Below are 19,070 nucleotides of genomic sequence, written 5' to 3'. Positions count from 1 at the left end.
TTTCTTTTTCGAACCTTTTTTACGAATACCGTTTTCAAATGGATAAATCCACTGTGAAAAGATTAGGAGGGAGTTCGGGATGGGTTCAGCAATGTTTGGAGCAGTAGAATCTGGCATTATTTATGCAATTATGGCACTTGGTGTTTATTTATCGTTTCGTATTCTAGATTTCCCCGATTTAACCGTTGATGGGAGCTTCGTCACTGGTGCAGCTATTGCTGCAATTCTAATTGTAAATGGAACGAATCCTTTTTTTGCAACGCTTATAGCGATCGGAGTGGGGTTTTTAGCGGGTTGCGTAACAGGCCTCCTACATACAAAAGGGAAAATCAATCCTCTTCTTGCGGGGATTCTTATGATGATTGCACTCTATTCCATAAACTTAAGAATAATGGGAAGGTCCAATGTTCCGTTGCTAAATGAGGAATCTGTTTTTACCAAATTAGAAGGTTTTTTTGAAGCATCTGGGCTCGATCCTCTACTAAGCAACTTAGCTTCATCAATTGGACTTGGCAACCTAACATCAACATGGTCCGTTTTAATAAGCATGCTACTTGTTACGACACTTATAAAAATTTTGACGGATTTATTTTTACGCACGCAAATTGGTCTTGCACTTCGAGCAACAGGTGATAATAAACGAATGATTCGTAGTTTCTCAGCGAACACGGATCAATTTACGATTCTTGGACTTGGGCTTTCGAACGCTCTTGTAGCACTTGCCGGCGCATTAATTGCACAGTATAGCTCATTTGCAGATGTTGGGATGGGCATTGGAATGATTATTATTGGACTTGCTTCAGTGATTATTGGAGAAGCAATTTTTGGAACACGGACAATAGCAGTGACGACATTCGCTGTAGTTGGAGGAGCGATCGTCTATCGAATTGTTGTCAGTTTAGCGCTGCGAGTGGATTTCCTGGAGACAGGTGATATGAAATTGATTACAGCTGTGATTGTAATTGCTGCTCTTGTTCTTCCACAATTAATAGATGGTCAAAAAGAACGAAATCGAAAGAAGCGAAAACGTCTTCAGCAAGAGTTGAAGTTAAAAGAAATGAAGGATGGAGGCGAAGAGTATGCTTCAACTAAATCAAATTCACAAAGTATTTAACGAAGGTACGCTTGATGAGAAGATTGCACTTGAAGATATTAATTTAACGCTTGATCCAGGTGATTTTGTTACAGTGATCGGAAGTAACGGGGCAGGGAAATCAACGTTAATGAATATGATTTCCGGGGTATTAACACCTGATGTTGGAGATGTCTTTATTGATGATAAGAAGATTACAAGCTTACCAGAATATAAGAGGTCAAAGTTAATCGGACGCGTTTTCCAGGATCCTATGGCAGGAACAGCTCCATCCATGACGATACAGGAAAACCTTGCCCTCGCCTACAATCGAAATCGAAGAAGAACGCTAATGAAAGGCGTGACTAAAAAGCTGAAAACAACTTTTCAGGAAGCACTTGAAACGCTTCATCTTGGTCTTGAGGATCGCCTATCTGCGAAAGTTGGCATGCTATCGGGAGGAGAGAGGCAAGCACTGTCCCTTTTAATGGCGACTTTCACAGAGCCTAAAATGCTCTTATTAGATGAACATACTGCAGCTCTCGATCCTGCCCGAGCAGCTTTAATTACAAAATTGACTGGTGAAATTGTAGAAAGAACTCAATTAACAACACTTATGGTCACTCATAATATGCAACAGGCACTGGACTTAGGCAACCGATTAATTATGATGGATAGCGGTAAAATTATATTAGAAGTTGAGGGAGAAGATAAGCAGAATTTAACAATTGAGGCTCTGCTTCAAGAATTCCAGCGAATCAAAGGTACAAAGATGAACAATGACCGAGCCCTCTTAGGGTAGGAATTGAAACCAATCGGATTTCCGGTTGGTTTTTCTTGAAATGGCTTATGGAGGTAAGGAAGATTCTTTAGCATGCTTACCTTTAGATTGTTTCACTATTGTTTAGTTCCTAATTTTTTGACAATTTATTGACGGTTATTATACGTGATGTTATTATATCGTTAAATAAACGTCATATATTATGGTGTGAGGTGTAGCTGATGAAACAGGGGATTTCGGTTGGACAGAGTGCTGTCATTCATGTAAAGGTCACGCCAGATATGTATGCTCAGTTTGAAGGCAAAATCATTCATCAAGCTTATTCGACTGTATCGATGGTCTATCATATGGAGTGGGCCGCAAGACAGTTAATCCTTCCTTATCTTGAAGATGATGAAGAGGGAATCGGCGGCGGTGTTGAGGTAAAGCATATGGGTCCAGCGTGTGAAGGGCAATCCCTTACAATACGAGCCGTTATTATTACACTTACACACAAATCGGTTATTAGCAGAATAGATGTTAAAAAAGGAAGAGAGCTTATTGGAACAGGAAAAGTGATTCAGTTTATTCTCCCTAAAAAGGTGATCGACGAGAAATTAGAAAACGCTAAAATGTAAGCGATTTCATAAAGGGGTGAAAATCGTGTTTGATCGCATAGAAGAGCATGAGCAATTATTATTTTGTAATGATGCTGATACAGGTCTAAAAGCCATAATCGCCATACATAACACAACGCTAGGACCAGCGCTTGGTGGATGTCGAATGCGTCCCTATGAAACGGTAGATGATGCCATTGAAGACGTCTTAAGACTTTCCAAAGGCATGACGTATAAATGTGCAGCTGCTGATGTGGATTTTGGAGGTGGCAAGGCAGTGATTATCGGTGATCCGCTGAAAGATCGGACGCCTGAGCTTTTTCGAGCCTTTGGTCAATTTGTAGAATCGTTGAATGGACGATTTTACACAGGAACAGATATGGGAACAACTCCTGATAATTTTGTTCATTCACTAAGAGAAAGTAGCTGTATTGTAGGGGTTCCAGAAGAATATGGTGGCAGTGGAGATTCCTCAATTCCAACAGCTAACGGCGTTCTTTACGGCATACAAGCTACGAATAAAACTGTTTTCGGTTCAGAAGAATTAGGTGGGAGAACATATGCGATTCAAGGTCTTGGAAAGGTTGGCTATAAAGTCGCGGAAATGCTTCTTGAAAAAGGAGCAGATTTGATTGTTTCAGATATTAATCAATCAGCGATTGATCGCTTAATTCAACGAGCGATTGAGCTCAACCAGGGGGTAAAGGTCGTTACTGGAGATGACATTTACGAAGCAGACGCCGATGTTTTTGTTCCCTGTGCACTTGGAGGGATCATTAATGATCAAACCATCCATAAGCTTAAAGTACAAGCGATTGTCGGTTCTGCGAATAATCAGCTTTTAACAAATGAGCACGGCGATCAGCTCAATGAACGCGGTATTCTTTATGCGCCTGACTATATTGTAAATAGCGGGGGCTTAATCCAGGTATCTGATGAATTGTATTCACCAAACCCCAAACGAGTGCTTCAAAAAACAAAGGCGATTTACGATACGTTATTGTCCATTTTTGAGCAGGCGGAGACTCACTCATTTTCAACGATAAAAGCGGCGAATCTTTTTTGTGAACAGCGAATTGAAAGCCGAAAACGGAGAAATAGCTTCTTTGCGCATAAGAAACCAGGGAAATGGTCTGTTCGCTCTTAATATTAATGTGAGAGGGGGAGTTTAATGGACGTAACTGAGCAATTCCCATTTATTCAATTAGTCAATGGAGAAGGTAAACAACTGGAAGAAAATCCATCCATTACGGTAGCGAATGCAAAACGATTTTATGAACAAATGATGTTTTCTCGTATGTTTGATCGAAAAGCTGTTAATCTCCAGCGTCAGGGTCGAATCGGTACCTATGCTCCGTTTGAAGGTCAGGAAGGCGCGCAAATTGGAAGTGCTCTAGCTTTAGAAGATGGTGACTGGATGTTTCCTACTTATCGTGATCATGCCGCAACGGCAGCTTTTGGGCATTCACTCGTCAATATCTTTCTTTACTGGAAAGGATGTATTGAAGGGTGTGTTCCTCCAGAAGGAAAACACATTTTTCCACCATCCGTTCCGATTGCTTCCCAAATTCTTCATGCGACTGGTACAGCATGGGCTGAGAAGAAAAAAGGAAGCGACAGAGTATCGCTTGTATATTTTGGAGACGGTGCAACATCGGAAGGGGATTTTCACGAGGGATTAAATTTTGCGAGTGTGTTCCAAATTCCAGTGGTTTTCTTTAATCAAAATAATGGCTACGCCATTAGCGTTCCGGTCGAGCGACAGATGAATACAAAAACCATTGCTCAAAAATCCCTCGCTTATGACATGCCTGGTGTAAGAGTGGATGGAAATGATGTTTTTGCTGTGTATAGTGAGACGCTAAAAGCAGTTGAACGTGCGAGAAAAGGTGATGGTCCAACGTTGATTGAGGCGGTTACATGGCGCTATGGAGCTCACACGACGACCGATGAGCCATCGAAATATCGTGACCAGGGAGAAAGTGAACGGAGAAGGCAGACGGATGATCCAATTAGTCGAGTTGAAAAGTATCTGAAAGCTGAAGGTAGCTGGGATGCTGATTGGGAGGAAGAGCTTAAGAAAAAGTCTGAGAAACGATTACAACTTGCTGTTGAGGAAATGGAAAAAACAAAAAAATCGGATGAAGGACTTATATTTGATCATGTGTTTGGGACGGATGTTTGGCCGGTTCAAGAACAAAAGGAGCGCTTTTTTCATAAGGAGAGTGGGAAATGAGCATAGCGGTCAATATGAAAAAGCTAACGATGGTGCAGGCGATTACAGAAGCACTAAAGGTGGTTCTTGAAGAAGATGAGTCTGTCCTTGTTCTAGGAGAGGATGTAGGAAGAAACGGCGGAGTTTTTAGAGCAACTGACGGCTTGTTTGAACTGTTTGGTGATCAGCGAGTGATGGATACACCTCTTGCAGAATCAGGTTTAATTGGTACATCAATTGGACTTGCGATGAATGGATATACTCCTGTTGTGGAGATCCAGTTTCTTGGCTTTATTTATCCAGGCTTTAATCAATTAATTACTCATGCAACGCGCATTCGAACCCGAACGCAAAGTCGATATACCGTGCCACTTACGATTCGAGTACCTTATGGAGCAGGTGTACGGGCCCCTGAAATTCATAGTGATAGTACAGAAGCGCTTTTTACTCACATACCTGGGTTGAAGGTAGTTGTTCCTTCAACGCCACATGATGCAAAGGGGTTATTAATTAGTAGTATTAAAGATCCTGATCCGGTGCTGTTTCTTGAGCCGATGAAAATGTACCGGACTGGTAAAGGTGACGTTCCTACAGGAAGTTATACAATTCCACTTGGTAAAGGTTATAGGCGACGTATTGGAGAGGATGTATCCCTTTTTGCATGGGGAGCAATGGTGAAAGTTGCGGAAGAAGCAGCGGAGAAAGCTGCTGCTAAAGGAGTAGGATGTGATGTTATCGATCTTCGTTCTCTCTATCCTTTAGATAAAGAACTGATCGCAGAATCGGTGCAGAAAACAGGTAGAGCGGTTATTATCCATGAAGCCCCTTCCTCTGGCGGCGTCGGTAGTGAAGTGATTTCAATCATTAATGATACATCGTTTCTTTATATGAAGTCTCCTATTAAAAAAGTAACGGGTTATGATGCGCCTGTTCCTTTGTTTACGCTAGAAGATGATTATTTACCGGATGCTAACAAAGTTTTGCGAGCGATTGAAGAGACAGTTCGCTTCTGAAGGGAGGTTGAATGATGGATGTGAAATTGCATGACATTGGAGAAGGAATGTCAGAAGGCGAAATCGTGCAGCTTCTAGTTAAGCCAGGCGATCATGTGCTAGTTGACCAGCCATTAGTCGAAGTACAGACCGATAAAGTGACGGCGGAGCTCCCGTCTCCTTTTGCAGGAAAAGTAGAAACGATTTATGTAGAAGCAGGCGAAGTTATTGAAGTAGGAGGGACGCTGTTAACGATTTCTCCAATTCCACAGCATACCGAGCAAACACGGCTTCCTAACCGAAAGAAAAGAATTTTAGCGGCCCCTTTCACGAGAAAAGTTGCGCGCGAAAATAATATCGATATTGAGGAAGTTAAGGGGACAGGGCCAGCGGGACGAATTACTGATGAAGATGTTTTTAGGCATCTTGCGACAACTCAAAAGCCCGAAGAAAAAGAAACAGAGAGAGCAATAGAGAAAGAAGCAAAGGAACGAACCATTCCCTTTTCAACAAGACGGAAACAAATTTCAGCGAAAATGAAAAAGTCCACTTTAACCATTCCACATGTGACTCATTTTGACGAAGTTGATGTAACGAACATCTTAGAAATGAAAAAGGCAATGAAAGAAGGTAAAGGTCAATCTATTTCAGTTGCTGCTTTTTATATTAAAGCGGTATGCGTGGCGTTAAAAGAGTTCCCTATTTTTAATTCGGAGTTAAGAGAAGAAGAAGGTCTGATTTACTTGAAGCCCGATCTTCATATTGGTTTAGCTACTGATACGGAAGAAGGACTAATCGTTCCGGTTATCCATCATTGTGATAAACTCTCAATCAACGAAATTCATAAAGAAATGAAAAGCCTTCATAAAGCAGCAATGAACAATGAACTCACTAGCAAAGACCTATCATCTGGTACGTTTACTATTAGTAACGCAGGGCCACTTGGCAGTACAGGAGCTACGCCGATTATTAATTATCCAGAAGCAGCCCTTCTCGCTTTCCATAAGACGAAGAAAATGCCGGTTGTAACAGAGAATGATGAAATTATCATCCGCTCGATTATGTCGATTTCTATGACATTTGATCACCGGATTGCAGATGGAGGTACCTCTATGCGTTTTACGAATCGTTTTATTGAATTGATTGAACAACCTTCCCTACTATTAACGGAGCTTGTCTAATGGTGGTAGGTGAAATTATACATGAAAAAGACGTTGTCATAATTGGTGCAGGTCCAGCCGGATATGAAGCGGCATTTCGTGCTGCTAAGAATGGGAGAGACGTTACGCTAATTGATCGATTTCGTCCCGGTGGGGAATGCCTCCATAGCGGATGCATTCCTTCAAAACTGCTTGCAACCGCTGCTAGGAAAATGCATGAAAAGACACCAGGAATTACGGTGACACCCGCATTTTGCATGGACAAATGGCAAAAAGAAAAGAATTCTCTGATTACTACGATGGAAAGAGGACTACAAGCCCGCTTTCATTCAAGCAACATCGAATGTGTAAAAGGACAGGCATCTTTTCTCTCAGAAAACAGGATTGGAGCTGAACAGGGGGAGAAATTTGAGGTATGGTCATTTAACCATGTCATTCTTGCGACGGGTAGCAGACCGATTACGCCTAACTTTCTTTCATCCTCTTCTCACCCTAATATTTTTCCGTTAGAACATCTTTATACTTTATCGTCTCTTCCAAATCAGCTTATCCTGTTTGGGTCTGATTATCTCACAATAGAGGCTGCTAGCACGTTTCGTGCGCTAGGAGTTGAAGTAACGATTGTGACGGATCAAGAGACCATTCTTCCTGAATGGGATGAAAGCATTCAACGAGAATCGATAAGGCAGTTTAAGAAGCAAAAAGTCTCCTTGTACACAGGAGTATCCGGTTGTCTGGTGAAGGAACGTGAAAAGACCTTGGTTTTTTGTAATGCTAAAGGAGAGAACGTAGAAGTAGAAACAGAGATCATCGTCTATTCAATTGGCCGAGTCGGAAATAGCGATTCGTTAAGGATGGACCAAGTAGGAATTGATATAAAGGATGATGGCACCATTCCTACTTCTGAGGAATGTAAAACAGCAAGCGCAAACATATATGCTTGTGGTGATCTAACAGGAGGACCTTTCCTCGCAGTGAAAGGAATCAAGCAGGGAAAGACAGCTGCAGATCATTGTTGTGGGGTAAAGTCTGCCTTCTCGCTTGAATGCCTTCCAAAGGTCATACACACTCAAACTCCGATATCGTCGGTAGGGTTAACCGAAATAGAAGCGAAAGAAGCAGGCTACGAAGTGATGACAGCGAGCTCCTCAATGAAAGCAAACGGTTATGCGATGGTCACTGGAAACACAGAAGGAAAGGTTGTGATCCATCGTGATCGAGAAAATCATGTGTTGTTAGGATTTCATGCCATAGGTGCTGGTGCAGTAGAACTCATTGAAAAAGCAACGCTTGCTATTGAAATGGGTGCGAGGGATGAAGATTTTATCTATCCTTATACACCACATCCAGGTTATGGAGAAGCATGGACGGATGCAATTGAAAGTACAGTGGAGATCAAGGTGGAAACAAAAGTAGGTCAATAAAACGCTCCGATTGGAGCGTTTTTTGATTTGCTTTTAAAAATCTACTGATCAGCGGAAAGGAGAGGGATAATGAATGATCATTGTGGCTTTACATGGTTGATCAGAAGTATTTCGATAATAGTGGGGGTAATTTGCTGTGAATCTTAAACTTTCTCCATGTGAAATTATAAATGTTTGTGTATCAACTTCAAGGCTCATACTCCCTTCTTCAATAAACACATATTCTTCTACGCCCTCAGGGTGAGGGTTTGAAAGATAGTTACAGCCCGGGGCAAGTTCAATATAAAAAGTTTCAAATGATTTTCCAGGTTCCATAGGGAAGAGGGGAACGACTTTCATACTTCCGCCTTCTTCTATTAGAGGCTCTATTTCAAATCTGTTTACTTTTTTGATTACGGGCTGTTCTTCATCAATGAATGCTGTGAAAGATACGCCCAGTCCGTTAGCAATTTTCCATAACGTGTTAACGGTAGGATTCGAAGCTCCTCGCTCAATTTGTGCAAGCATTGGCTTACTAACAGAACATCGCTCTGATAATTGATCGAGACTTAATCTATTTTCAAGACGCAGTTTTTTTAATTTCTGACCGATTTGTTGCGTTAACGATTGGTTTTCCATTACATACTCCTTTTTTAACTGTTTGATGGAGATCATTTATTGAAAATTCGTTTAATATAACATACAATAAGTTTAATATATTAAACAAATTAGAGCAACAGGAGGGATATGATGGAGGCAAGCGTAGCAAACGATTCAGAGTTTGGAGAGGGATTAAAGGCAGGAATAAGCATTGCTGTCGGGTATATGCCAGTTGCCCTGACCTTTGGTTTACTCGCAAGAACGACAGGACTTACACTTTATGAAGCTGTTCTTATGAGCGTCCTCGTCTTTGCTGGGGCTGCTCAGTACATTACGTTAAGCTTAATCGCGATTGGCACAGGTGCATTTGAAATTATTTTTACAATCTTTATCGTTAATATTCGACATCTCCTAATGAGTGCCTCTATTAATGAGAAAGTGGAAGAAGATACACCATGGAAAAAAGCAATCTATGCCTTTGGTATTACAGATGAAACGTTTACGGTTTCAGCAACGAAAGCAGGTAGACTCACGACTGGATATATGTTTGGTTTATGTTTGATCTCTTATTCCAGCTGGGTTCTTTTTACAGGGGGAGGTTACTTAGCTGGTGCTACGCTCCCAAGTGTGATTCAGCAAGGAATGAGCGTTGCGCTTTATGCAATGTTTATTGGGCTGCTTATTCCCTCTGCTAAAAAAAGTCGGAAAGTGCTTTTTCTCGCGGCCCTTGCTGCTTTATTTAATAGTTTCCTTGCGTTCGCTCAGTTTTCAACTGGCTGGGGGATTGTGCTTGCAACTTTGTTGTCTTCCATAATTGTTGAGTGGGTGATGGGGGAGGGGGAAAGTGAGTAACACGATGATCTGGCTAATTATAGGTCTCGCTATTGTGACGTATATTCCAAGAATGATTCCACTCGTTTTTTTTAACTCAGATAAAATACCATCTGTTGTTCAAAACGTACTAAAGAATGTTCCCTTCGCTATTCTAGGGGCGCTCATCTTTCCTGGCATCCTTTCAATCCATGATGATTTTCTATTTGGTGTTATTGGAGCTGTGGCGGCAATCTTTGCTGCATACCTTGGGGCAAACTTAATCGTTGTCGTTATGTTTGCAGTAGCGGTTTTAAGTACGTATGCCTATTTTATTTAATATAATCAAAAATTTAATGATTTATATTTTCTGATTTTTGTGATATAACCAAAGTAAAACTAAATATTGTCTTCTAAAGAGGAGGAATGAAACATGCATTTGTTTCGTATTTTGATGGTTGGTTTTTTCTCAATGACCGCTGTGTCACTCGTTTGGTTCCAATCTGTCGAAGTAATCTCCTCATTTATTGACTTATTCTTTCACAATAAAAGATAACGTGTTGAAAAAGAGCTTTCGAAAGCTCTTTTTTTCTTTGCTTTTTAATGTGCATTAAAATTTTGCTATACTATTCAAGAACTTTGCAACAAAGATAGGACCAAATAGAAAAGGATGTTGCCCTTATGAGATGTATTTCAATTGATATGGATGGGACGCTGTTAACGAACGAACAAACTGTTAGTTTTGAGAATGTAAATGCTATTCGAGAAGCACAGAGTCAAGGTATTACAGTAGTTCTTAATACTGGGAGAGCTTATGATGGTGCCAAAAAGCCACTTGAAGGCACTGGTCTAGAGCTCCCGATCATTTGCTATAACGGTGCTGAGATTCGTTCAATTGAAGGAGACATTTTACACGCCATTTACCTTGATGATGAGCAAGTTCAGTCGATAAAAGGAATTCTTGATGCTGAAGGTATTTATTATCAGCTATTTACCAACAAGGGTGTATTCACTCATGACTATGAGGGCACGATTGACTTAATCATCGATATGATGAAAAGTTCAAATCCTAATTTAACTGAAGAAGAATTGCTTGTTGGCGCTAAGCGTCAGTTTGAGAGTTTGTCACTCAAGGCCGTTGATAACTTTGATGAATTGTTGTCAGATAAAAGCCTCCATGTCTATAAATTCCTTAGTTTCTCTTTTGATGAAGAACGATTGGAACGAGCGGCTTCTTCAGCGGAAAGTGTACAGAAGACAGTTGTGACCTCATCAGGTAAAGAAAACCTCGAAATTAATCACGAGAATGCACAAAAGGGACTAGCTCTTGAGACGTTTGTTGCCCAAACTGGACTAGATATGAAGCAAACGGCTGCAATTGGAGATAATTATAATGACATTTCCATGTTTAAAAAAGCATCCTATTCCATCGCGATGGGAAATGCCGATGAGAAAATAAAACAACAAGTTTCGTTTGTCACGAAAAGCAACGAACATGACGGCGTTGCGCATGCTATTTATAAATTAATGGACGAAGATCTTCTTTCTAGTTAAGAGAAGTCCAGAAGATGTTTAACTTTTTTGACAACGGGAACTGCTTTTATAGGAAGGGATTCCCAGTTTGAAGGAGGTTTTCCGGACCCTTGTTCGCGCAGTCTTTGAAATACTCTGCTAAAGGAGCTGGAAAAAAACAATGATGAAACCAACAGAAATTGAAGAAAAAGCAACGTGTCGGATGTGTGAAACAGAGTATACGTGGTTTATACCGATTGCTAAGGAAAACGTTCATGCAAATGATCGTGTTGAAGCAACGGGAATTACGACAAAAAGCAGTCAGGCACCAATTGTTGAACTTCATGTCCTTGCCGAATGCCCGGTATGTGGTATCCTCAATCGGTTTGATCACAGTTACGATCGTACAAATGTCTATGTGGAAAGTTCATAAATGCGTTAGGAAGCCGGCAGATTATCTGTCGGCTTTTTTTGAGGGGCATTGATTAGATTACCCTTTTAAATTCTATTGAAAGGTTTATAGTGATTTTGTAGAACATATAGGAGAGACCGTGATTGGCCTGTTCTAAAAAAATGTTTTGCTCGTACTATTTATATAGAGGTCGTATCGGGAGGAGAATGAAGATGAAGAAACGTATAACATGGATCATTCTAGGATTCTCTATGTATGCCCTGATTCTGGGGCTCTATTTATTTAATTGGGCGGATTTTGGAGTACCTGAGGCGTATCGGGGGACAGCGGCAGATCCAGCAACTTTCATGACAGACAGGCAGTTAGAACTATCAGAGGAGTATTCACGTTACAGAAGTTTTTTATCTTTTATCGCAATCCCCTATGAATGGTTAATTTATTTAGCCGTTCTTGGATTTGGCTTATCAAAGCTGTTTAAGCAATTTAGTGAAGGGGTTTCTAGAAAAAGTGCCGTTGTGGTTCCTCTTTATTTGCTTCTACTTACAACGTTTACATGGTTGCTCACATTTCCTCTGCATTATTGGGCGAGATCACTTTCAGTTAAGTACGGCATTAACACTCAATCGTTCTCTGGGTGGATGAAAGATGAAATGATATCCTTTTGGATTGACATTCTATTGACATCCCTTATTATCGGTGTCCTTTATGCGTTAATGAAACGTTATAAGAAAAAGTGGTGGCTGATGGCGTGGGGGCTAATGGTTCCGTATCTTGCCTTTATGATGTACATTCAACCAGTTGTCATAGATCCTTTATATAATGATTTTACTTCCCTAACAGATAAAGCACTAGAAGAAGAAATTCTTACAATGGCGGATAGTGCTGACATTCCAGCTGATCGAGTATTTGAAGTAAACATGTCAGAGAAAACAAACGCAATGAATGCCTATGTATCTGGTATTGGTTCAAATTTAAGAATTGTTCTTTGGGATACCACTCTGAATAAGCTAGATGATGATGAAGTGCTGTTTATTATGGCTCATGAAATGGGTCATTATGTGATGAATCATTTATATGGAAATTTAGTTGGTGCACTCGTTACGAGCTTTATGGGATTGTATCTCGCATACAGGCTTCTAGGAGCGATGATTCGAAAATGGGGTGATGCATGGGGAGTTACCTCAGCATCAGATCTTGCATCCTTACCAGCATTATTCCTGCTTTTTTCACTTATGTCTTTCGTTGCTAGTCCTGTTGAACTAGCAATTTCTCGTAACGCTGAAATGAAAGCAGATGCGTATGCTATCGAAATGACTCATGATGTTGATGCCGCAATTGGGTCTTTTCAAACGTTGACTGTAAACAGCTTAAATGAAGTGAATCCGCCATTTATCGTAAAATACTTTAAATATGGGCATCCTACGATGATGGAACGACTAATTATGTTAAATGAATACGAAAAGGACGCTCCCAATGACTAAGGGGCGTCTTTTTTTGTATGAATAACTAACAACTTGTAGGGTATCCTGTTTTGAAGTGCTCTTACCGTAACAGAACCTTCACTTTAAGAAAAAGGAAAGATAGTATAGGATGAATAGTGAGTAGTAAAGTAGAGTATGAGATCGTGCTTTATGCATATTGTTAGATTAATGATGATGAGGTGACAAACGTGAACGAAGAAATTAAAAGAGTACTTGATGCCGGCATATATGGAACACCGGAATTAAAGCCAGCCGAAAAAGCCTTGTTCTTATCAACATTTAGAGAGCGAGTTTATATTGCCCTTACGAAAAGACAAGTTGCGCAAAATAATGTTTATAAAGAAGTGAAAGAAGAAATGAGAAGAGTTCGTAATGGGATTCTTTATTTGAACGGGGACTTATCCTATTCGATGCTTTCAAAATATATTAAGGAAGCAAGCAAGCTTTCTATATCATTTACAATTGTGAATGACAAAGAAACAGACACACCGCTTGGTCTAGTTCTAGCCTCAAAACAGGAAGCGGTTGAGCGAGAAGAGGTTTTTATTCGTGATGATCGCTTTTCATTGGAGTAACGGATGAATAAAAAAGCCAGAATAAAAATGATTAAGAAGTTTGTGTTGATTGTTCTTGCGGTTGCACTTGGATGGGGTATCTATAAGACTGTGATTGCTGATCGAAGTGTTGGTACTGAGGTTGGTGATCAGGCGGCAGATTTTACCCTTGAAACGATGGAAGGCAAAGAAGTCAGCCTTTCAGATTATGAAGGACAACCTGTTTTCTTGAACTTCTGGGCAACCTGGTGTCCACCATGTGAAGAAGAAATGCCTGATATTCAACAATTTTCAGATGAATATGGGGAAGAAGTAGCGGTATTATCCGTGAATTTCACTAAGTTTGAACCCAATAAGGAAGCCATTCCTAAATTTGTGGAATCACATAACCTAACATTCCCGATTCTTATGGATCGAGAAGGCAAAGTTGGGGAGAATCTTTATCAAGTTATTTCAATGCCAACGTCATTCATGATTGATCGTGAAGGAGTTATTCGGCAGAAACGAGTAGGTCCGTTGACGTTAAAAGACATGGAAGGATGGCTTGATCAAGTAAAATGAAAAAACGGTCTCGGAAACTGAGACCGTTTTTCTTATTGCGAAAATGGAAGCTATTTGTGTGATATCGGCTGATAAGCATCTTGAAAACCTGTCGCTTTCGCTAGTCTTTCAAGTTTTTCATTAATGTAGCGATGATCAAACTTATCGAGAACTTTAGGATCAAACCCTCTAATAACGAATTGCCCAAACTCCCAGATGGTTTCGTGCGTATCGTGTTTGTTTCCATCAGCAGCTAACACTAACGAGTGTAGAATCGATCCTAGAACGGATACATCTTCCTTCGCATAATGCCTGATCTGATAGAAGCTTTTATAAAGGTACGTATCATATGTGATTGGCCTTGTAATTACCCTTAAGTTCTTTTTGGCATCATGGTAGAGAGGATGAGGGATGTGTTTTTGCCCAAGGCGTGATAATACTCTTCCTAATCGGTTAATGCAGTTAATGGCTGTGTTTGGATCATTAATTCCAGGTGAAATCGCTCTTAAGGCTATTTCAACAAGCTTTTGAATGCCATACTCAATATCTTGATCGGTCGTTCGTTCTGTTCCAAGTGAGAGTGTGTTAAGTAGAACCTGTTGATTGGGATTCTGATCTGAAGAAGACCAGTAGGAAAAAATGACTGTTCCTTCATCAACATACTCTCCAATATCACGTTCAAGTCGAATGATAAAATCAAGTTTTGTAGCGGTTGAAATTAAATCAGGTAAATCGATATTTTGTAAATACCCTGATTTTGTTGATCGTATCGAAATCGGTTTTTTCATCTTAATCTCATCTAATTCCCAGGAGTCCCACGAAGCAAGGTTACCTTGATTAGCTTCTTCAAAGTCTAGGAAAGTACGATCAATTGTGGTCAATGTGTTCATTGTAATGTGGTGAATTAAATTGCCGACAAGTATCCAATTTGAAACGTGATGGATAAAGAATACAAAATAGGCTACACAGACGATGGCATAAATAACGGCGAAAACGGGTGAAAGATAGACGACATCATCTTGACTGCTTTGTTCAATTAAAAGAAGAAGTATAATAAAATAAATAATGCCTCCAACGAAAATACCAAGTACTCTTTTTGTAATGCGATCTGTGATGAAGTTTTGTAGGGTTCTTGGTGAGAAGTTAGATAGGTACGTTGTAAGAACAACCATTATTGTTGAGAACGTAATTGTGGTCATTGTTAACATGGAGGAAACAAGCGTGCTTAAGATCGTAACACTTGTGTCATAGGTGGCAAAGAAAAAATAGGGAAGAACGACAGGTTGCCCTTGAATAACTGTACGATCAATTACCAGAGTTAAAATGGCAGCAAGAAATGCCCCTACCCCATAGAATGTTGGGATAAACCAGAAGCTTGATTGGATTCGTTTAAACTTATTATGCTCCATATCCCCTTTGCCTCCAAATAAAAAGATTAGGGTTAGTATGTGAAGATAAGGGGATGTTTCATACATATATTGAAAGTGGAGAAGAGCAAAAGAGAATTAAGTACACTGTTTTTAGGGTATAAAGGAAGTAAAGTCAACTAAAGGAGGATCAATAGATGAAGGTAGACCGGACGGGCATCATTGAGAATTTCTCCGAGAAAAGATATGAATATTGGATTGTCGAGAATCAAGATGTGAAAATTATGGTTTCGTGGATTAGTTGGGATGTACCACAAGAGCTAATCGATAAATGGAAGGAAGAGATGGCTATGTCAGGTACCTCTTCTTGAATGTCTTCTAGCTAGAAGACATTCAAGAAGAGAAAGATTCAAGGCATATGCAGAACGATATGAAGTGTTCTATTACAGCTTATTTATAGGTTATTATCAGCCCTCGAAATGTTTTCTTTTTCCATTCTCTTTTTGACAATCTCTTTTGGTTCCCAGCAATTAAACTGATAAGCAGGCTTCGTTTCAAACCCCAGTCTTACACAGCGATAAGTTGTTCTTGCCCTTTTTATAACTTCGAAATGAATACATGTAGCACAGCAATGAAAACGAGAATAGCGTTCAGCCATTAAGGTGTATCCTCTATTAATGCTACATTTTCAATAGAGTCTATTTCACCATTTTGAAAATGTAGACAGTAAATCTCAGGATTTCTAAGAGCTTTCCAAGTCTTGAAATCGTATGTTGGATCGAAGTGATGTAGCATTAAGGTTAATAGGTTTCCGTGAGTCATCAGGACGGCATATTCTTTTGTGTGATGAATAGCTTCACTAACCGCAGCAAAGCCTCTTGACATAGCCTTCTGACTTGATTCGCCACCTGGAACGGTATAAGAAAGGTCTCTGAAAGTTTTCTCTAATTCTTCTAACCAATTGTCAATTGGGTTTCCAGATAACGTTCTTTCCTCTAGTCGATCATCCAACGTAATCGCTTTATCTAATTGAAGTGCAAGTGGCTCTATCGACTGGACGGCACGTCTAAAAGGAGAACTATACAATTTATCAAACGGGATAGATCCAAGAGTTTGAGCTAGCTTTGTAGCCTGGTTACGTCCTTCTTTTGTTAATGAAGCACTTGGTTCTTGGCCAGTCGCCTGGCAGTGTCTGACGAGATATATTTTTTTCATTATTGTCGCCGCTCCTCGTAATTTGAGTAAGGAATACTATGATCGATTTTAACATTCATAAGGTTTGTTGGAAATCATTTGTAGAATATTGAAACTTTTATGGCGGCATAGTCGTTATAAGAGAGACCCCTTTTTAACAAGATGTTTTACCCCCTGTTTGCTTAAAGTATGGTTATCCATTCTTTAAGCATTTTTTTCATAAGGAAGTGTTTGAAAAGTATGAAAATTAGATTCAATAGGAGTGAGCGAAGTGGAAAAATTCCCAGAGTTATCAACAAAGCGATTACGATTAAGAGAATTAAGAGAATCAGATGCTCCTGTTCTCCTATCTATATTTTCAAATCCGCACACAATGAGGTACTATGGTAGCGAAAAAATGACAGGGATTGAAGAAATAGAAGGAATGTTAATGAGTTTCAAACAAGGATTTGAAAAAAAACAGGCTATCCGTTTTGGAATTGAGTTAAAAGAGACTGGAGAATTGATTGGGACCTGTGGCTTACATAACTGGGCAAAACGGGTGAATCGCATAGAAATGGGATATGAATTAAATCAAGAAAAAGAAGGCAAAGGATACATGTCTGAAGCACTTTCAACCATGATTCCGTTCGCCTTTCAACAAATGAATATTCACCGAATTGGAGCATTAATTCACCCAAATAACAATTCTTCGAGAAAGCTTGTGCAAAATCTAGGATTTCGTGAAGAAGGTGTTTTGAGGGATTATGTGTATGCAGGAGGAGTGTATATGGATTTGATTATGTACTCAATCTTAACAAAAGAATGGTACAAAGCTTAGATAAACTTAAGGATGAGAGAATGTCTCATCCTTAAATTTAAATTACAAAACTGGAGAGAACAGTCTTGCGAAAGATTCTTTTGTGCGGTGTTTAAGTCCGCGTTTACTGTATGAATCTTTTGTTACGCTTACCGAATCGGTTAGGTCATTTTGATAGGCTTCAATTAAGTCATGAATTGTACTTGATTGAAATAAGAACATGTTTACTTCAAAATTTAAATTTAGAGAGCGCATATCCATATTAGCCGTACCGATTGTAGCAAGATCATCATCGACAATCATAATTTTTTGATGCAAAAATCCTTTTTGATACATATAAATTTCGACCCCATAATCAAGAAGCTCTGAAAAGTAAGACCGTGTTCCATATTGAGTGAGAAAACCGTCACTGATTTCAGGAACAATGAGTCTGACTTCGATGCCTCTCATAGAAGCCATAGCTAGTGCAGTTCGAATGGCTTTATTCGGAACAAAGTAGGGAGTTGCAATCCAGACTCGCTTTCTAGCTGAAGTGATTAAGCTGAAATACAAATCAGACATAGCGCCTCTTTTCGTGTCAGGTCCACTTGCAACCAGCTGTGCTCCTCCATCTCCTTCAACATCATAAGTATCAAGGTATTTTCTTGATAGCAATTCTTCTCCAGACATATACGACCAGTCCATTAGGAAAACGCCATGAAGAGCAGAAAGGACCTCTCCCTTAACAAGGAGGTGACTGTCACGCCAGAATGGCAATGAATTCATATCTCCAGCATACTCATCACCGATATTTAGTCCACCTACAAACCCGGCTTTCCCATCAATGACAATGATTTTACGATGGTTTCGGAAATTAACGGTTTGATTCACGAACCCGTATTTAATTGGTAGAAATTGTTGAACACTTGCACCAGCGTCCCTTAGTGCTGCTTTCGAAGCTCGGGAAAGGTTGTGACTCCCAATTGAATCATATAGGACACGAACTTCAACACCTTGCTTCGCTTTTTTGATAAGTAAATCAATGATTGAAAGTCCTAGCTCATCTGATCGGAACGTGTAATATTCCATGTGTATATACGTTTCGGCCTTTTCAATTTCGTCTTTAATGGTGGTAAACGTTTCTTTCCCATTTAATAAAAGTTTTGTGGAAGATCGCAAACTAATGGGACTTGAGACCATTGTAGCAATGAGATTCGAAAAGTTTTGATTTCGCTCACTTAGTTCGTGCCACTTTTCAGAAGCAGGAAAATTAATGTACTTCTGAAAAAACTCCAGTCCATTGGTTCGCTTTTCTTTAAATAAATGCCCTTTTACTTCGAGTTGACCAGAAAATAAAAAGAAAACATACCCGACGATAGGAAAGAAGATCAATACGTAGATCCATAATAATGATTTGTAGGGAGATCTTCCCTCAAGTAATAGAACGTATAAAATAGATAGTAAAATAGCGGTATAAAGAAAGCCTGCTCCCCATTTCCAGATAGGCTCTAAAGAAGTGAACAGAATAATTGAAAGGGATGTTGTCATAAGAAGAAAGAATAGTATTTGTCTTGCTTGTTTCATAATGTAGCCCACCTCATTT

General features: G+C 39.7%; 22 protein-coding genes. 18 read left to right on the top strand and 4 right to left on the bottom strand.

All coding sequences use genetic code 11. The features are described 5' to 3' along the window. Positions 1–79 precede the first annotated feature (79 nt). From PQ578_RS17225 to PQ578_RS17190, 8 genes are all read left to right on the top strand, one after another. Complete coding sequence (locus PQ578_RS17225; RefSeq protein ID WP_273835680.1) at positions 80–1,114, top strand: ABC transporter permease; 1,035 nt, start codon at positions 80–82, stop codon at positions 1,112–1,114. Then, positions 1,080–1,874: an ABC transporter ATP-binding protein gene (locus tag PQ578_RS17220; RefSeq protein WP_098446483.1), complete on the top strand. Its 795-nt coding sequence runs from the start codon at positions 1,080–1,082 to the stop codon at positions 1,872–1,874. The genes PQ578_RS17225 and PQ578_RS17220 overlap by 35 nt, the downstream gene beginning before the upstream one ends. Positions 1,875–2,074: 200 nt before the next feature. Further along, positions 2,075–2,470, top strand: coding sequence for a thioesterase family protein (locus PQ578_RS17215; protein ID WP_224884629.1), 396 nt, complete (start codon positions 2,075–2,077; stop codon positions 2,468–2,470). Between the two features lie 25 nt (positions 2,471–2,495). Beyond that, positions 2,496–3,596 carry a Glu/Leu/Phe/Val dehydrogenase dimerization domain-containing protein gene (locus PQ578_RS17210; RefSeq protein ID WP_420541580.1) on the top strand — a complete coding sequence of 367 codons (1,101 nt, stop codon included), beginning with the start codon at positions 2,496–2,498 and terminating at the stop codon, positions 3,594–3,596. A 24-nt stretch (positions 3,597–3,620) separates the two neighbouring features. Continuing rightward, positions 3,621–4,685: a pyruvate dehydrogenase (acetyl-transferring) E1 component subunit alpha gene (gene pdhA / locus PQ578_RS17205; RefSeq protein WP_273835678.1), complete on the top strand. Its 1,065-nt coding sequence runs from the start codon at positions 3,621–3,623 to the stop codon at positions 4,683–4,685. Beyond that, positions 4,682–5,677, top strand: a complete 996-nt coding sequence (locus PQ578_RS17200; RefSeq protein ID WP_273835677.1) for an alpha-ketoacid dehydrogenase subunit beta — start codon at positions 4,682–4,684, stop codon at positions 5,675–5,677. Before pdhA ends, PQ578_RS17200 begins: the two co-directional genes overlap by 4 nt. Before the next feature lie 14 nt (positions 5,678–5,691). Beyond that, the gene (locus PQ578_RS17195) at positions 5,692–6,837 is read left to right on the top strand and encodes a dihydrolipoamide acetyltransferase family protein (protein WP_337958026.1); all 1,146 of its coding nucleotides are present in this window, start codon (positions 5,692–5,694) and stop codon (positions 6,835–6,837) included. Then, positions 6,837–8,240, top strand: coding sequence for a dihydrolipoyl dehydrogenase family protein (locus PQ578_RS17190; protein ID WP_273835675.1), 1,404 nt, complete (start codon positions 6,837–6,839; stop codon positions 8,238–8,240). Before PQ578_RS17195 ends, PQ578_RS17190 begins: the two co-directional genes overlap by 1 nt. A 48-nt stretch (positions 8,241–8,288) precedes the next feature. Here PQ578_RS17190 and PQ578_RS17185 read toward each other — a convergent pair whose 3' ends face one another. Then, complete coding sequence (locus tag PQ578_RS17185; RefSeq protein ID WP_273835674.1) at positions 8,289–8,858, bottom strand: helix-turn-helix domain-containing protein; 570 nt, start codon at positions 8,856–8,858, stop codon at positions 8,289–8,291. Positions 8,859–8,969: 111 nt separating this feature from the next. On the opposite strand from PQ578_RS17185, the gene PQ578_RS17180 reads away from it, so the two are divergent. The 8 genes from PQ578_RS17180 to PQ578_RS17145 all read left to right on the top strand — a co-directional run bounded on the left by PQ578_RS17180 (position 8,970) and on the right by PQ578_RS17145 (position 14,149). After that, positions 8,970–9,671 carry an AzlC family ABC transporter permease gene (locus PQ578_RS17180; protein ID WP_420541578.1) on the top strand — a complete coding sequence of 234 codons (702 nt, stop codon included), beginning with the start codon at positions 8,970–8,972 and terminating at the stop codon, positions 9,669–9,671. Then, positions 9,664–9,969: an AzlD domain-containing protein gene (locus tag PQ578_RS17175; RefSeq protein ID WP_273835669.1), complete on the top strand. Its 306-nt coding sequence runs from the start codon at positions 9,664–9,666 to the stop codon at positions 9,967–9,969. Before PQ578_RS17180 ends, PQ578_RS17175 begins: the two co-directional genes overlap by 8 nt. Before the next feature lie 93 nt (positions 9,970–10,062). Beyond that, a complete protein-coding gene (locus tag PQ578_RS17170; protein ID WP_255462048.1) occupies positions 10,063–10,185 on the top strand; it encodes a hypothetical protein in 123 nt (40 codons plus the stop codon). A gap of 125 nt (positions 10,186–10,310) precedes the next feature. After that, positions 10,311–11,183 carry a Cof-type HAD-IIB family hydrolase gene (locus PQ578_RS17165; RefSeq protein ID WP_273835667.1) on the top strand — a complete coding sequence of 291 codons (873 nt, stop codon included), beginning with the start codon at positions 10,311–10,313 and terminating at the stop codon, positions 11,181–11,183. Positions 11,184–11,322: 139 nt separating this feature from the next. Further along, positions 11,323–11,574, top strand: coding sequence for a hypothetical protein (locus tag PQ578_RS17160; protein ID WP_273835665.1), 252 nt, complete (start codon positions 11,323–11,325; stop codon positions 11,572–11,574). A gap of 191 nt (positions 11,575–11,765) precedes the next feature. Then, positions 11,766–13,034, top strand: a complete 1,269-nt coding sequence (locus PQ578_RS17155) for a M48 family metallopeptidase (protein ID WP_273835661.1) — start codon at positions 11,766–11,768, stop codon at positions 13,032–13,034. A gap of 188 nt (positions 13,035–13,222) precedes the next feature. Next, positions 13,223–13,609 (top strand): YueI family protein, encoded by a 387-nt coding sequence (locus PQ578_RS17150; RefSeq protein WP_224884604.1) that lies wholly within the window; start codon positions 13,223–13,225, stop codon positions 13,607–13,609. 3 nt (positions 13,610–13,612) lie between these two features. Next, a complete protein-coding gene (locus tag PQ578_RS17145) occupies positions 13,613–14,149 on the top strand; it encodes a redoxin domain-containing protein (RefSeq protein WP_273835659.1) in 537 nt (178 codons plus the stop codon). Positions 14,150–14,199: 50 nt separating this feature from the next. Here PQ578_RS17145 and PQ578_RS17140 read toward each other — a convergent pair whose 3' ends face one another. Continuing rightward, entirely contained in the window at positions 14,200–15,537 is a 1,338-nt protein-coding gene (locus PQ578_RS17140; RefSeq protein WP_273835658.1) for a DUF2254 domain-containing protein, read from the bottom strand. 155 nt (positions 15,538–15,692) lie between these two features. On the opposite strand from PQ578_RS17140, the gene PQ578_RS17135 reads away from it, so the two are divergent. Continuing rightward, positions 15,693–15,866, top strand: a complete 174-nt coding sequence (locus PQ578_RS17135; RefSeq protein WP_273835657.1) for a hypothetical protein — start codon at positions 15,693–15,695, stop codon at positions 15,864–15,866. A gap of 286 nt (positions 15,867–16,152) precedes the next feature. Here PQ578_RS17135 and PQ578_RS17125 read toward each other — a convergent pair whose 3' ends face one another. After that, positions 16,153–16,710, bottom strand: a complete 558-nt coding sequence (locus tag PQ578_RS17125) for a histidine phosphatase family protein (RefSeq protein ID WP_273835652.1) — start codon at positions 16,708–16,710, stop codon at positions 16,153–16,155. A 250-nt stretch (positions 16,711–16,960) separates the two neighbouring features. On the opposite strand from PQ578_RS17125, the gene PQ578_RS17120 reads away from it, so the two are divergent. Continuing rightward, positions 16,961–17,509, top strand: a complete 549-nt coding sequence (locus PQ578_RS17120; RefSeq protein ID WP_273835651.1) for a GNAT family N-acetyltransferase — start codon at positions 16,961–16,963, stop codon at positions 17,507–17,509. A gap of 42 nt (positions 17,510–17,551) precedes the next feature. Here PQ578_RS17120 and cls read toward each other — a convergent pair whose 3' ends face one another. After that, positions 17,552–19,051, bottom strand: coding sequence for a cardiolipin synthase (cls, locus tag PQ578_RS17115; RefSeq protein ID WP_273835650.1), 1,500 nt, complete (start codon positions 19,049–19,051; stop codon positions 17,552–17,554). Positions 19,052–19,070: the final 19 nt, after the last annotated feature.

Source organism: Guptibacillus sedimenti (assembly GCF_028610665.1).
GTDB classification, from domain to species: Bacteria; Bacillota; Bacilli; order Bacillales; family Guptibacillaceae; genus Guptibacillus; species Guptibacillus sedimenti.
Note: the sequence above shows the minus strand (reverse complement) of the source record. Positions and strands in the feature narration are given on the sequence as shown.